Source organism: Halalkalibacterium halodurans (assembly GCF_005671335.1).
In the GTDB taxonomy this organism is placed as follows: domain Bacteria; phylum Bacillota; class Bacilli; order Bacillales; family Bacillaceae_D; genus Halalkalibacterium; species Halalkalibacterium halodurans.
In genome coordinates this window covers 1,938,110-1,953,757 of record NZ_CP040441.1, presented here as the reverse complement: position 1 = coordinate 1,953,757, position 15,648 = coordinate 1,938,110, and the positions used below count along the sequence as shown (strand labels likewise).

At 43.4% G+C, this 15,648-nt stretch carries 13 protein-coding genes; 2 read left to right on the top strand and 11 right to left on the bottom strand.

Features of this window, described 5'->3' with window-relative positions; genetic code table 11:
* The first annotated feature begins 264 nt into the window (after positions 1 to 264).
* Both FED51_RS09650 and safA read left to right on the top strand, forming a co-directional pair.
* On the top strand, positions 265 to 1,020 hold the full coding sequence (locus FED51_RS09650; protein WP_053431285.1) for a class I SAM-dependent methyltransferase: 756 nt from the start codon (positions 265 to 267) through the stop codon (positions 1,018 to 1,020).
* 182 nt (positions 1,021 to 1,202) lie between these two features.
* On the top strand, positions 1,203 to 1,826 hold the full coding sequence (gene safA, locus FED51_RS09645) for a SafA/ExsA family spore coat assembly protein (RefSeq protein WP_010897964.1): 624 nt from the start codon (positions 1,203 to 1,205) through the stop codon (positions 1,824 to 1,826).
* A gap of 314 nt (positions 1,827 to 2,140) precedes the next feature.
* On the opposite strand, the gene FED51_RS09640 is transcribed toward safA, so the two are convergent.
* The 11 genes from FED51_RS09640 to FED51_RS09590 form a co-directional block, all read right to left on the bottom strand.
* Positions 2,141 to 3,943, bottom strand: coding sequence for a sensor histidine kinase (locus FED51_RS09640; RefSeq protein ID WP_053431286.1), 1,803 nt, complete (start codon positions 3,941 to 3,943; stop codon positions 2,141 to 2,143).
* A 26-nt stretch (positions 3,944 to 3,969) separates the two neighbouring features.
* Positions 3,970 to 4,962, bottom strand: a complete 993-nt coding sequence (locus FED51_RS09635) for a BMP family ABC transporter substrate-binding protein (protein WP_233443890.1) — start codon at positions 4,960 to 4,962, stop codon at positions 3,970 to 3,972.
* A 202-nt stretch (positions 4,963 to 5,164) separates the two neighbouring features.
* A complete protein-coding gene (locus FED51_RS09630; RefSeq protein WP_053431287.1) occupies positions 5,165 to 5,926 on the bottom strand; it encodes an ABC transporter ATP-binding protein in 762 nt (253 codons plus the stop codon).
* On the bottom strand, positions 5,923 to 6,723 hold the full coding sequence (locus FED51_RS09625; RefSeq protein WP_053431288.1) for an ATP-binding cassette domain-containing protein: 801 nt from the start codon (positions 6,721 to 6,723) through the stop codon (positions 5,923 to 5,925). Before FED51_RS09625 ends, FED51_RS09630 begins: the two co-directional genes overlap by 4 nt.
* Positions 6,720 to 7,571, bottom strand: a complete 852-nt coding sequence (gene nikC / locus FED51_RS09620) for a nickel transporter permease (RefSeq protein WP_053431289.1) — start codon at positions 7,569 to 7,571, stop codon at positions 6,720 to 6,722. The genes FED51_RS09625 and nikC overlap by 4 nt, the downstream gene beginning before the upstream one ends.
* On the bottom strand, positions 7,568 to 8,515 hold the full coding sequence (nikB, locus tag FED51_RS09615; protein ID WP_010897958.1) for a nickel ABC transporter permease: 948 nt from the start codon (positions 8,513 to 8,515) through the stop codon (positions 7,568 to 7,570). The genes nikC and nikB overlap by 4 nt, the downstream gene beginning before the upstream one ends.
* On the bottom strand, positions 8,516 to 10,102 hold the full coding sequence (gene nikA / locus FED51_RS09610) for a nickel ABC transporter substrate-binding protein (protein WP_083445547.1): 1,587 nt from the start codon (positions 10,100 to 10,102) through the stop codon (positions 8,516 to 8,518). It abuts the gene before it with no gap.
* A gap of 332 nt (positions 10,103 to 10,434) precedes the next feature.
* Positions 10,435 to 11,376, bottom strand: coding sequence for an ArsA family ATPase (locus FED51_RS09605; protein WP_053431290.1), 942 nt, complete (start codon positions 11,374 to 11,376; stop codon positions 10,435 to 10,437).
* Between the two features lie 24 nt (positions 11,377 to 11,400).
* Positions 11,401 to 11,664 carry a cory-CC-star protein gene (locus tag FED51_RS09600; RefSeq protein WP_053431291.1) on the bottom strand — a complete coding sequence of 88 codons (264 nt, stop codon included), beginning with the start codon at positions 11,662 to 11,664 and terminating at the stop codon, positions 11,401 to 11,403.
* Positions 11,665 to 11,736: 72 nt separating this feature from the next.
* The gene (locus tag FED51_RS09595) at positions 11,737 to 13,479 is read right to left on the bottom strand and encodes a carbon starvation CstA family protein (protein WP_083445548.1); all 1,743 of its coding nucleotides are present in this window, start codon (positions 13,477 to 13,479) and stop codon (positions 11,737 to 11,739) included.
* A gap of 213 nt (positions 13,480 to 13,692) precedes the next feature.
* Positions 13,693 to 15,624, bottom strand: a complete 1,932-nt coding sequence (locus FED51_RS09590) for an ATP-dependent DNA helicase (RefSeq protein WP_010897953.1) — start codon at positions 15,622 to 15,624, stop codon at positions 13,693 to 13,695.
* Between the last annotated feature and the right edge of the window lie 24 nt (positions 15,625 to 15,648).

Here is a 15,648-nt window from a genome sequence, read left to right as displayed (position 1 = left end):
AGTCCCTCCAATAATATAAAAGTTTTCTTTATTTCAATTGCATTTTTCAACAAAAATCTACTCGTTCTATCTTAAAATAAAAGAATTTTTCAAACAACATTTTTTCATAGATTTTCCACCTTCTTTGCTTCTTAAGATCCTATTAGCTTCTGTTCGTTCTCTTTTTTTATATGATTTGTGCCCGTTTTCACTTGTGATTTGAAAACTCTAAGCTTTTTTACCGAATTGACTGTATATAATAGGTAAAGGAGGTGTTCGGTTATCATGATTGACTTTCACGACAAGCGTTACCAATATAGTTACGCAACAAGACGAGCTGACGTTTCATGGATCAAGAAGATGTCTATCCTTCTTGATTCTCCAACAGGACATGCCGTGGACATCGGCTGTGGCGGAGGTATTTATACAAGGGCTCTTACTTCATTAGGGTTTGATACGGTAACAGGTGTAGACAGTTCCCTTCCTATACTTGAGGTGGCAAAACAATTGCACCCAACTCTCCCTTTTCACCACGGGCAAGCTGAGGCTACTGGACTTGCATCTGGGCACTACTCCCTCGTTTATTGTCGAGCTCTGATCCATCATTTGAATGAAGTTGAACCTTTTCTTTCTGAAGCCTTTCGCTTGTTAGAAAATGATGGGCAGTTGATCGTACAAGATCGCACGTCGGAGGACTGCTTTTTGCAAGGAAGTCCATCCCATATCCGTGGCTATTACTACAACCTATTTCCTCACTTGCAAGAGATTGAAAGAAAACGACGGCCAACAATTCAAATGCTTTCTTCCACAATTATTCGCTCAGGGTATGAGGTCGAACGGGTAGAAACGTTTTGGGAAACGAGACAGACATCATCCAAGCAACATTTCCTGCAAGAGATCCGAGCTAGAACTGGGCGCTCGATCCTCCACGCATTATCAGACCTCGAATTGAACAAGTTATTTGACTACCTCGATCAACAAATCCAAGACGAATTCATCGAAGAAACCGACCGTTGGACCATATGGGTTGCTAGAAAATAATCGCTCACTTTATTACAAAATATCAATTTTTTATTACACCGGTCACCCTATCGTAATATTTTCGTAAAATTTGCTACTTTTATTTCAAGCACTTCCCATGTCTTGCTTTCAGCGTAGCAATGCCCATCTTGCCCACCGATTCCCGCTATACTTTTCAAACGTAACCTATTAAGATGAAAACCATGAGATACTTAACACAATTTTTCATCATTTTATTGTTGTCTGTTGTCTGTGTCTTTGGTATTGGGGAAAAGGCTGAGGCTTCCACTACACATACTGTTGTCTCAGGTGATACGATGTGGAAGATCGCTGCTCGCTATCAGGTTGGCGTATCCGAAATCATTCAAGCGAACCCTCAAGTTTCGAACCCAAATGTGATTTACCCGGGGCAAAAGCTAAACATCCCAGCCAAAAGCGCTCATCTAAATTTTGAAGAGGAGGTTGTAAGACTCGTAAACCAAGAGCGCGCAAAACATGGGTTAAACCCATTAAAATCAAATTGGGAGTTGGCGCGGGTAGCTCGCATTAAATCAGAGGATATGAGAGATCGCAACTATTTTAGCCATACATCCCCAACATACGGTAGCCCACATCAAATGATTCGCAATTTCGGCATTAGCTATCGTTCATCAGGTGAAAACATTGCTGCTGGCCAGTCCACACCACAAGCTGTATTCCAAGCATGGATGAATAGTTCAGGGCATCGTCAGAACATTCTTTCATCTAATTACACCGAAATCGGTGTCGGTTACGCACGTGGAGGCTCTTACGGTCATTACTGGACGCAAATGTTTATCGGGCGTTAAGTAGCATATAAACATTGAGTAGTACATACCAACGTGATGGTTTGTGCTACTTTTTTATTTGGAGGTAAAAAGGGGTCGTGGTAACCCGAGTACGCTTGAGTCTATGAAATGGGGAAGGAAAAAAGATTGGGTAAGGAGGAAACTCATTTATTTGTGATTGTAGTGATAACTAGTTCAATGCCATAAAAGAGACCATTATCCTTATGACTCAAACTTAGACAAAGTAAACGAAGAGGGAATGACCACTCCCTCTTCGTTGTATCGTGTGACAATCTTTTCTGTTCATGGTTTTCTGAAGCCGTCTTTTATTCAGCTTAAGCATCATCCGCCAACGGCAACGAGATTTGAAAGGTCGTACCATTTTCTGAGGAGTCCACCAACCGGATCGATCCGTGATGATTTTCAATGATTCGCTGAACAATCGTAAGGCCTAGTCCGGTGCCACTTTCTTTTGAACTTGAGAACGGTTCAAAGATCGTCTCTTGTAAGTGTGAAGGAATCCCTTTTCCCGTATCACGGATAAAGAGGTGATACCAACCACTCTCATCCACTTTCGAATAAAGAGTAACCGTCCCTGTGCCCCCCACCGCATCAATGCTGTTTTTAATTAAATTGTGTAACACTTGTTTCATTTGCTTCCGATCCATCATGACCACAGCTGAATCTAATTTCATTTCGATCTTGAGATCATCGTGTCCATATGAATGGCGAATCAGCGGAATTAACTCCTCCGCCATTTCTTTTATATCTCCACGCTTTAAGATTGGTACCCCTGGTTTTGCTAATAAAAGCATCTCGTCAATGATACCATTGATCCGATCAATTTCTTGCAATAGCAGTGGCATATAGCTTTTGTTTTCATTTGAATCAGGCATCGTCTGTTTCATTAAGCTAATAAACCCGTGGATCACGGCAAGTGGATTCCGAATTTCATGGGCAGCTCCAGCAGCCATTTCACCTACAAGTGCAAGCTTTTCCGATTGGTGCATGCGCTTAGCCATTTCTTCCACTTCTGTAATATCAATAAAATAAAAGATTTGTCCAATGACGATCTGTTGATCATTAAACAATTCTGTTTTCGAGACGAGCACTTGATGAGTCCCCTCTGAATTGGAGAACGACACCTTCACGTTTTGACACATACTATTCGACCAAAACAGTTGCCAAAACGCCTGATTTTCTTCAACCTGTTGCAAGAGAATATCAGACTCAGATGCTTGCACCCAAAGTCTTGCAGCCGTATTCAATGAGAGTTCATTGCTTTGATGGTCGAATGTAATAATTCCGATTGGCAACGAATTTAAAATTTGCTCACGGTATTTTTTTTCGTTAAATAATGTATCGAACGACGATTTTAATCGCTTGGACATTTCATTTATGGCCACCGTCATTTGCTGCATCTCAAACTGAGGAGTTGATGTAAGATAGAGTCCATATTGACCTTTCGAAATCGCATCCACTTGGTCGACCATTCGTTCAAGAGGATTTGTTAATTTTCCACTAATGCGATAGGCAGCAACAATGGAGAATCCGATGACCATCACCGTCACGATAAACAGAAGCCATAGCGATTGATGAATGATCGTCGTTAAGCTAGAAGAATGATCATTTAATGTCGAAAGAACGTTACTTCTCGCTTCACTTAATTCTAGTTCGACTTCTTCGATTCGCGGCAAAAATTGAGTTTGTAAATAGGAACGGGCTCCTTCCTCATCTCCAAAGTCAAGCAGCCCTTGAACGTTGTTAATCATCTCAAAATCGAGCCGCTCCATACTCATTTTAATCTCTTCTAATGAAGAAGGAAGCCTGGTCCAAGCCTCTGGGATGTTGCCATCCTGATCTGAATGAATGGATTGATATTCCTCGACAAGATCACAACACCATTCCTCGTTTAAGTACGATTCCACCAAAAAAGTTTTAACGGCGAGCTCCTCTTGCCAGCTCGTAAGCCACGCCAATTCTGGAACACCTTCATTTGATATTTTTTTGCTTACATCATTCACTTCACTAATCGAAGCTATTAATACAAGCGAAAAGCTGCTCATCAATAACGTGATGAGCAATAGCACAACTAAAATCCGATTACGAAATGACAAAGACTGGAACCAATTTCTCATAAAATATCCCCAAGCCTGTAATGTATCTATAATTCACCACGATAGTAGCGATCCAACTCTTCCTGTAAACGTTTTTTTTCTTCCTCTGTAAACATCTTCCCGAAAGGCGCCAAGCGAAAAACACCGTCTTTTCCCGAGAGGATAACGATCCCATTTGGAAAAGGCTCTTCCTCGTTAAAATAATCTTCTATAATTTTAACATAGGCCTGAGTAACATCGTTCAATACACTTGTCAGCACGTGCTCCTCACCAAGGTACGACTGGTCATCAAGAAAGCCGATGACATAGATGTCATGTTGTTTCGCGTAATGAATCACGTCTCGGTTGAACGCGTTGCCACGGGAATAGACGACGTCAACTCCTTCTTTTATTAATTTATCCATCACTGCTTTCGCCTGCTTTCCATCATGGCGGCTGTTTACAACGTAATAAAAAAACTCGATATCATTAGCATATTTTTCAAGGCCTCGTTCAAAATAAGGCTCATCTTCTCGTCCATCATAAGCATCGATGAGTGCCACTTTTCTCGTTTTCGATTTCATCGTAGCGGCAAGGGCTGCAATCAGTTCAATTTTCCCCTTTTCAAACGTATAGACCGTTTGATTCTCATAAGTTGCGCTTCCATGAATCGTAACAAATCGAACAGTTGGATAGCTTGGTGCAACTTTTGTAAAAAAGTCAGAAAACTCTCGCCCGTGCCCAATAATCAGTTCCGTTTTTCGATCTATGGAGGCATGCAAGGATTCTTCCATTTTCTCTATTGTATCGACTTCACTATAAAGTTCAATATCGACCGGAAACTTCTTCTCCACATGGAGCTGAGCCAAATAGGCTAAGCTGCCCCAACTCTGATCCACCAGTTTATCTGACGTAAAAATACTCATGATGACTCGGTCAGTTGGTTCAGTATCTGGACTTAACACAATTTTTACTGATTGATAGCAAAGAATCATTAAGATGATGGCTACAACAATTAAAGTTGCCACTAACATCCACAATCGTTGTCGGGATTGTTGCATACACTATCCCCTTTTCGAAAATCTCTTCTTACGTATTATACTGAAAACTTGTCCATAAAAGCTACCCAAAAATGAAACGACCACCTGCTTAAGTAGGTGGTCGTTGGGATAAATGCCCACTGCTATTCGTGTTTTCAGGTCATAAGTCCTTTTCCATCCGTTTGACTTATGGTTAAAGCTGGCTCCTCATTTGAATGTTTGATTAAAAAATGGAGATCAATTCCTTCGTATACGGATGCCGTCCTTCTGAAAATAAGTGGTCACTCTGAAATTCATCGACAAACGTGCCATCTTTCATTACGATGATTCGTTGACTCATTTGTTCCACAGCGGCAAGGTCATGGGAAATAAACAAGTACGCTACATTTAGCGTGTTCCGCAGGTCTGAGAGCAAGCGGAGAATCGCCCCTTGTGAAATCACATCAAGGCTCGCTGTAGGTTCATCTAAAATGATCAGGGCTGGCTCTATACTTATCGCTCGAGCGATCGTAACCCGCTGACGTTGTCCCCCGCTCAGCTCATGAGGATAACGCTCTGCTAAAGAGCTTGGAAGTTCTACCGCCTCTAGGAGCTGTCTAACAAAAGCGTTTTTTGACGTGTAGCTAAAATGACGAAGCTTGAGCCCCTGTTTGTATTGGTCGTATGGGTCAAGGAGGGAATCTTTCACTTTAAGCTTCGGATTCAAGGCCGCCGTTGGGTTTTGAAATACAGCCTGTAGATCTTTGCGAAACGGGCGTAATCGCCGCTCTTTAAGGCGCTCAATTGATTGATGTTTAAACGTAATCGAACCACGATCAATCGATTCGATTCGTAGTAAACAACGGGCAAGAGTGCTTTTTCCGCAACCACTCTCCCCAACAAGGCCGAGACATTCCCCTTTATTTACATCAAAGGAAACATCGGAAATGGCTACTTTTCCTGTCCCGTATGATTTCACTAAATGGTCGACAGATAGTAACGTCACCCCTCCCCCACCTCCGGCAAACCTGAGGGCAATCCATGTCCTAGCGTAGGCGCTGCTTGGATCAGTTGCTTTGTATAATCATCTTTCGGATGATCAAGTACGCGATGTTTCCCACCTGATTCTACTATTGTCCCTTCTTTCATGACAGCAATGTGGTCCGCATAACGTCTCACATGGCGCCAATCATGGGTTATAAAAAGAATGGCACAGCCTGTTTCTCTTTGTCGTCTCGCAAGCAGTTCCAAGATCCGATGGCCAGAAACACTATCAAGAGCGGTTGTCGCCTCATCCGCAATTAGTAAATCAGGTGAAAGCAAGAGAGCGAGCGCAATCGAAACCCGTTGAAGCTGGCCGCCACTTAGCTGAAACGGATATCGATGATAGAGCATTTCCTCAAGACCGACCGATTGAAGGGCACGCATGGCTTCGTCTTTTCGTTCCTTAGCCGAACGGGTTGTATGGTTTTTTTGGTATTCTTCAAAATGTTGGGCAATTGTACGAAATGGTGTAAAAGAGCCTTGATAGTCTTGGAAAATGTAAGAGATCTTAGATCCACGAAGGGTTCGCATCTCTTTTCGTGATAAAGTAAACAAGTCTCGTCCTTTGAATGAGATCTTTCCCTCCACTTGCAAATTAGGGGCTAACATTTGTCCAATGGCTTGGGACAACAAACTTTTCCCACTCCCACTTTGGCCGACGAGAGCAAACCACTGTCCAGCTCGAATTTGGAGGGAGACTTGATCGACGATGATGTTTTCTCTACTTCTAATTGTCACTTGCTCAACAGATAAAATCATTGTCCCACCTCCTTCTTCACATCAAAATAATCTCGTAAGTAATCCCCCAGCATATTGGTAAGCAACACAACAATGACGATCGCGAGACCAGGATAGATCATTAGTTGCGGCATCGACTGAAAATAAGGACGAGAATCATTGAGCATCGCCCCCCACTCAGGAGTCGGCGGTTGGGCGCCAAGCCCGATGTAAGACAAAGCTGAGATCAGCAAAATGATTTTTCCAAGGTCCAAAGTAGCCATTACTAATACATGTCCAACGATATGAGGAAATAAGTGTTTACGCATAATTTTGCTTGACGATAAACCGTTTATCCGTGCGATCGCAACATAGTCTTTTTCCACCTCAGTCAGGACCGTACTTCGTACAAGACGGGCATAACTGACCCATTTCACCATGACGATCGCAAGGACGAGATTGCCGATGCCAGGCCCAAGCAAACCACTTAAGACAATGGCTACAATCGTATCAGGAAACGCTAAAAATCCATCGGCGACTCTCATAAACACCCGATCCACGATGCAGCCTTTGTAACCGGAAATCAAACCAAAAGGAATCCCAATGAATAGTGCCACGAGTAAAGCCATCAAGCTGTATCCGACCGTCTGTTGTGCACCTAAAAGTAGTCTCGTTAACACGTCTCGGCCAAGGTGGTCTGTGCCGAGGGGATGCTGAAGACTCATTCCTTGCAGGCGTTCTCCCATGTTCGCTAACGTTGGATCGTGCCGTAAATAAAGAAAAGCATAAAGGGCACTCACAGCAACAACGACCAAACAGATAAAAGCAATGATTGCTCGCCAACTATTTTTTTTCTTACGAATCAATTCTCGGCTTGACAGAACGCTCATCCGTTTGCCTTCCTTTCTCCTAACTTCATTTCCGGATTCAAATAGCGATACGATAGATCCACGCTTGTATTAATGACAAACACAATAAGCGCCATGACCAAAATATAGCCTTGGATTAGCGGATAATCTCGCTGCCTGATCGCATCCACTACGAGCTTGCCGATGCCAGGATAGGCAAACAGCACTTCAATAACCACCACGCCACCGATCAAGCTTCCTAAGCTAACTCCAAACACGGTGATAACTGGTGGGAGGCTATGACGTAGAGCATGGGCAACAAAAATCCGCTTTTCAGATAAACCACGGGCTCTCGCTGCACGAATAAATTCTTGACTTAATGAATCAAGTAAGCTGGAGCGAAGCAGTCTCACATAAACACTTGAAATCGCTAACCCCAACGTAACAGACGGCAAAATCAATGAAACAAAACCGTCTCTTCCCATCGTTGGTAACCAATTCAACCGCACGGCAAAAAGATCAATAAAAATGAGGCCCAGCCAAAAGCTAGGGATTGCCGCACCAAGAATTGCGAGAATTCTGCTAAGATGATCAATCCAACGATTCCGATAAAGGGCTGCCAACGATCCGAGTGGAATGGATACGATCAACATGACAATCAAAGAGCCCACCGTTAACTCCAGCGTCGCCGGAAGCCCCTTCATAATCATGTCCATTACCGGTTGTCCTGTAACATATGAGACTCCAAAATCCAACCGTACAAAATCAAGAAGCCAGTGCCCGTATTGAACGAGCAAAGGCTTGTTAAATCCCATATCTTCTCTTAATGTCTCTACTTCCTCCTGGCTGACAGAGAGTTCATCCACATTCAAAATCGTTAATACTGGATCGCCAGGAGCAAGCCTAACAAATAGAAAGCTCACAAATGTAACGAATAAAACAAACAAGGCTACTTCAAGAAGTCTGCGAATGAAAATTCGTACCACTTAGTTCACATCCAGTTGGTTGGTAATCATATAATATTCGCTCCGTGTCGTTACCCAATTTTTCACTTTATTTTCATCATAGGCAACGACAGCAGAAGGATGTATGAGAAACGAATGAATCTTTTGTTCATCAATGTATGCTGCAGCCTGCTCTGTAAGTTTGGCGCGCACATCTTGATCGACGGTTCGATTGAGCTCATCAATAATGCCTGTTAACTCAGGGTCATTCACACTACCAAAATTTAGCGCTCCAGTTGGATGGTATGTTGCATTTAAGTAATAACCAGCATCGCCTCGTGGTGATGTTACATTACTATAGGTGATTAAATCCCAGTCGCGGTTAGAAGCCATATATTCTTCAGGAACCTCAATTTGCCGAATCTCCACTTCGATGCCAATTTGTTTTGCATTCGATTGGAATACTTGAGCAATGAGTGGCAGCTCTGCTCGTGAGCCATACGTTAGTACTGTAAAATGAAGAGGTTCCCCATCTTTTTGCATTTGACCGTTTTCAAGTGTATAGCCTGCTTCCTCTAAATATTCGATCACTATTTCAGTCCCTGTTTCCTTTTCTTCATATGATGGTGCAAATGGTAAGGTCGGATTAAACGGTCCGTCTGCTACTTCAGCGTACCCAAGCATAATCGTATCAACGATCTCTTGACGATCGAGAAGGACATCTACCGCGCGACGAACGTTCACATCTTTTAAACTGTCTCTATCCAAATTCATCGTCAGATTATGGGTGCGAAACGTTTCTGTCGCTTCTACCATGATCCCTTCATTTGCTTGGAGTGTTTCAATGCTCTCTACTTCGGGACGGTAGACAATATCAGTCTGTCCAGATTCTAACGCAAGGGAACGAGCACTAGCGTCTTCATTAAAGGAAAACGTGACCGAATCAAGCTTGGACGCCCCATCCCAATATTCATCATAGCGAACGAGCTCTAGTTTACTTCCAGGTGTAAAAGATTCCAACGCGAACGGCCCTGTACCAACCGGGTGGTTCGTAAAATCCTCTTCCGTAACATCAATGATTGAGACGTTCGGGTTGACAAGCTCTGAAATAAACTCAGGAAACGGCTCCTTAGTTGTAATATGCAATGTGTATCCATCGGCCTCAATCTCATCAATTTTCAACGCATTTTCGATCGATACACTCTCGTCAAGCGCTCGTTCTAAAGAAGCTTTTACCGCTTCTGCATCCATCTCTTTTCCATTTTGAAATGTAACATCCTCACGTAGTTTTATCGTCCAGTGTTGCCCGTCCGTACTATCCCAGCTTTCCGCTAGCCAAGGGGCTATCGTTACGTTTTCTTCATCCACTCGGACAAGTGTTTCTGTAATTCCTGCGCGTACAGGAATGTAGGTCATATCCACATGAGGATCTAGCGAATTTGTGGAGACGTTAAAAAGAAAGTGAATATGTTTCTCCCCTGCCCCTTCATTGGACGAAGATTGGGCACAAGCACTAAGTAGCATTAAGAAAGCCAATAGGGCAACTAGCTTAATAGAATGCCTGTTTATGTATTTTTTTAACTGTGTGAAGATTCCTTGTCGATTGTAGCGGGAATTTTCTGTTTTCATTAGTAGGAAGCTCCTTTTCCGTAATTGTTACGATTTAGTACGAATTATATATTATCGTAATGTTTACGATTTGACAAGAGAGAATCCTATTAATTTAGAACATGCGAAAAGAAGCTTGCAGCTTTTCTTATTAACCAAATAGGGACCTCCTCAAAAAATAAACTTTTTGAGAAGATCCCCTTTACTTCAAGTGGATTCAAAATCACGTTCAACGGAGGTTTTCACCATAGGGAACAATTCTATCCAAAGGCTACTCTCCTATGAATCAACTCGTTTTTCCTCCGATCATGTGGCACACCCTAGATAGACACCGTAAGAAGTTTCAAAAAATTTTATGAGGCTGTCGGTTCTAAATAACGAGCAAAATGGTAGAGCGCTTCAATTGAACCGATGTCTTCTGGAAACAACGGAACGCGCAGTAACGTTTGCTTGCGAAAAGTGTTGTGAATTTGCTGCAAGTATCGCTGTTCTATTTGTCTTCTTTTTTCTAAAAATTGGCCATCTGCTACATCTGGCAAAATTTTATTAATGATTAATGTCTCCACATGTAAATCGTGTTTTGCTAGGAGCTTGACAGCTTTTTCCGTTTCCAATATCGGCAGCCGCTCTGGTATTAAAACAAACATGAACCCCGTCTTTTTCGGATCGAGTAATACGTTTCGAACGGCAGCAAATCGCTCTTTCCGCTGCTGCAGAGTATCGTAGATCGGATCATCTACTGGTTCCCCATCGTTTAACAAATTGGAATAGTTTTCGTTTATTTTTTTCCGTTTTTTCACCATCCCATCGATCCAGACGCCCATCATTTCCGGAAGAGTCAATAGACGGATCGTGTGTCCAGTCGGCGCTGTATCAAAAACGAGCTTGTCGTACGTTCCTTGTTCGTCTAATACAATGGATGAAATCGCATTAAACATCGCTGCTTCATCTGCACCGGGTGTCGCGGCGGCGGCATCGATCTGCCGATTTACTTCGTCCAGCATCGTCGATTTCACCATGCCCCTTAAATTATCCTTAACCGATTGAATGTATCTCCTTGTTTCTTGCTCTGGATCAATTTCGGTCGCAAACAGATTATCCGTTATTTTTTTATGCTTTGCGCCGATTTCTGTATGAAATAGATCTCCTAAATTGTGCGCTGGATCGGTGGAAATGAGAAGCGTTTTCTCTCCACGTTCAGCGCAACGCCAAGCAAATGAAGCAGCAGACGTTGACTTACCCACGCCTCCCTTTCCACCGATGAAATAAATGTGCTTTGTATACAAATGTGACATTTGCACCCACCCTTCTCCGTTAAGTTAGCAACAACGAATCCCTTGCAATGGTGACTTATCCATCCCCATCCGCAAATGCCATTCGTGAAACGTTTCAATGATGTACGGGTAAAGTTCAAGCGTATAATAAAAGGCTGGATTTGGCACGCCTAGCATCTCTGAATAGACGAGAAGCAAAAACAAATCATCCTCATCTTGGAGCTCCCGATAAATTTCTGCTCGATGGGGAACACGTAACATTTGATCATAAAGTTCGAACAATCGTTTTAACGATAGCTTTTGCTCCATTGGTTCCCCTCCTTCCTTTACATCTACATGAATGAAAGGGATTAGTGAGACTAACCCCTTCCTTTTCGTTCTTTACGCACTTTTTCTTGAATCATCCCTTGGCTTGGATTTCATAATTTCAGAGATGGCGACAATGACAATCCAGAACGCAAATACGAGAATAATTGAACCTAGCGTAAATAAGAGAATGTTCGTCCCCGTACCACCAAATGGTGACCATTGAAAGAGGACTTGTTGTAACATAGCATACAGCGTCATAAACAAAACGAAAACCATCGGGATCAAAGTCGGTAAATAGTTACGCCCTTGACGTTTCAGCCAAATCGTTATTAGCAGCAAGGTAATCCCTGCAAGAAGCTGATTTGACGTTCCAAATAGTGGCCAAAGCAAGTAACCTCCTGAACCAAATCCATTTGGTCCTTCTGGTAAAAGAACGAGCGCCGCACTTGACACAACGGCAATTGAAGTGGCCACATGGGTTTTAGATAACGCTGGCACCTTATATTCTTGACCGAGTTCAGCAATAATGTATCGCATTAAGCGGACAGAGGTATCCAGTGTGGTCGCGGCAAAGCTGACGATGATCACAGCCACGATCGTCGCCGCCATATCTTGCGGAATGAGGAGACCTGTCGCAAGCTGACCTGCGGCTTGAACGAAGTTTCCTAGCCCGCCTTGATTTGCTGCACCAAAGCTTGAGTACACCTCGGAGAATGCTTGAGGCGATGCAAAGAACGTAGCAACTGCGACGATTACGATGAGAGCGAGTAGCCCCTCACCAATTGCTCCTAAATACCCAACAAACCTCGCGTCTGTTTCCTTATTCAGCTGTTTCGATGTCGTCCCAGAAGAAACGAGACCGTGGAACCCGGAGATCGCACCACACGCAATGGTAATAAACAGCAACGGGAACCATGACGTATCAGGTGAACCGTTGACAGCAGGTGCTGTAACCTTTGGGTTAGAAAACAGCAAACCTAAGTATAAAATAAGCAAACCGACGACGAGCTGATGGGAGTTAATGTAATCCCGTGGCTGTAACAGCTTCCAAACCGGTAATGTGGAGGCGATGTAGACGTAGATCATAAGGACGATAATCCAGACGAAGAACGACATAGCGACCCCATCAAGACCAAAAGCTACGATGTTTTCCTCCCCACCAAAATAGCGGACAAGGTCAATTTGTAAAGCAGGTACTCGGCTTGCCACAATGGCTGACACGTACATCACCGCCAGCGCCACAAGGGACGGGATGAGCATTCCTCCTTGTCGTTTGTATACATGGTAGCCAATCCACACTGCTAATGGAATTTGAATAAAAACGGACAGTACCGCTGAAGGATTTGAGATAAACAAGTTGGAAATGACCCAGGCAAACACAGCATTAACCATAAGAACAAGGATCAAAATAATAAATAAAAATAACAGCTTGGCCTGACGACCGATGAGCTTATCGGCTAACGTTCCGACCGATTGACCTTTGTTTCGAACCGATAAAACAAGTGCCCCAAAGTCATGAACACCTGCTGCAAACACCGTCCCAAGGGTGACCCAGAGAATTGCTGGTAGCCAGCCCCAATAAATCGCAATTGCTGGCCCTACGATCGGTGCGGCACCAGCAACTGAGGTAAAATGATGTCCCCACAGAACAAACTTGTTGGTTGGGACAAAGTCTTTTCCATCCTTAAATTGATGGGCAGGCGTTACAAAATTAGGGTCAAGGCGATAAATTCGTTCGGCGATAAACTTTGAATAATACCGATACCCTAACGCAAACACGAGCATGCCTAAAGCTGCAAGTAATACTCCGTACACGTCAACAGCCCCTTTCACCAGAAAACCGATTGATTTTAGACTATTCTTAATATAAAGAATAGAAAACGCTTACAGAGTTTATTATAAATAATTGTAAAATATGAATCAACGCATATTTTACCTATCATATATTTCCACTATTGGTTCTTTTAAGTAAATGACAGAAACTCCTAACGGTTTTTTCTTATTAAAAAAAGAGCGACGACTCGTTCGTCACTCTTTCCAATCGATCGGAATGGGTACCACTTCAGCTACTGACTCACTGTATGCCTTCTTCTCGTTTGTGCTCATCCATAAGTGCACATTTCCATGATCATGATGGCTACGAATCAAACGGCCGATCCCTTGGCGAAACCGTAGGAGCATATACGGAAGATCCACTTCAACTTCTGGATCACTGGCATGCTTACGTTTCGCTTCAAAAACAGGATCCTTTGGCGGGAAAGGCAAGGATGCAATCACCACTTGCGTGAGCGCCTCTCCAGGAACATCTAGACCTTCCCACAAGTGATAAGAACAAAGCACCGTATCCGTTTCCTTTTGAAATTGTTTCACAAGCTCGCTAATTTCTCTGTCCCCTTCATAAAGAATCGAAAATGACCATTCACTGCTTTCTGCCCACCGGCGAAAGCGATTCATCTCTTCCTGTGATGTGAAGAGAATCAAACTACTGCCACCATTTTCGCGTAGTGCTTGTCCAATGACCTCCCACTTTTTCATCTCTTCGTCCGTAATGTGCCCTTTCACTTGCATTTGCCTTTCGTAATCGAACGGGGAGTCGACAGAAAAAGTGAGCGGGTCTTCAATCCCTAATGCGCTGGCAAGATAGCTGAAATCTCCGCGTTGCGATAAGGTCGCAGACGAAAAAATAAACGGGATGTTAAGCGAAAAAACCTCTTGACGAAGAACATCTTCCACAAGTCGTGGCATAATGACAAACGTTGTTTCCCCTTCTGTCTCCTCAAGCCAAAAGATCCCGTCTCCTTCTTTCAATAAGATCGATAAACCGTAGCTAAGGAACTCTAAATGCTCCTCGATCATCTTCATATGATATTCTTCAACAACATACATTTCGGAATCAAAGACAAGCTCTTCAAGCAGTTGCTGAACTTTACCGTATAACGCTTTTGCTTGCTCAAGCATTTCCGGACCGAACGGTACCTCCTTGCGGTTGGAGCCCTCAACTGGCACCGCTGTCGTCTGAAGGATGTGAAACCATTCGTCATGAAGGGCTAAAACATCCTCGATAACATAAAGGGTCTTCTCTCTTACATCCTGGTCCATAAAACTCGTCAATACGTTTTGCAATGTGGCTAAGTGAAAACGATACGTTAAGGCTTTTTGCGCTGCAAACTCAAGCAAATGCCCTTCATCAAAAACAACACAGCTCGCCTCTGGTAAAAGAGGAAGCTGTCCCTCCCGCTTTCGTGATTCCTTCGTCCACACATGCTCCATGTAAAAATCATGGGAGCAGATGATCAGGTCGGTCGCTTTCCGGTAATAATCGCGATGGAGCGTCTGACCACAGCGATGTCTCCATTCACAGGTCGTGCATGGCTGTAGAGGGTCCCATGCCATTCGTTCCCATTTTTCATTGGACACCCACGGATAGTCTTTTCGGTCTCCATAACGACGAAACTGCTGCATTGAGGGTGAATCATTAAACACAAACGATGGAATTTCCTCGTGAACTTGGGTCACATCCTCATCGTCACCGAATTGCTGGACAAGTGGGTCTAGCTTGCGCATGCAAACGTATTGCTCTCGCGCTTTCGCCAGACGAACATCCACCTCAAATCCAAGAGCTTGCTCTAATTTACGAATATCTCCTTCTTCTTTCACAAGCTGTTCAATCAACGTTTCGTCGGCACAGGAAATAATCGCAGGCTTACCTGTATAACGTGCATAACAGATTGCATAAAGTAGATAAACAAACGTTTTACCAGTGCCGACCCCTGCTTCGGCAAACATAACGGATCTCTTTTTAAACGCTTGCTCGAGTTGAAACGCCATAAAAATTTGCTCATCGCGCAATTCATAGCCTTTCTCTGGTAACATTTCATAAAAAACATCGCCAATATAATCCCCTAGCTGGTCAAAGAACTGTTGCTGCTTTGACAGTGGAAACGGTAGTGAACGGTTCATCTTTCTCTCCTTTAGATCCTTGAT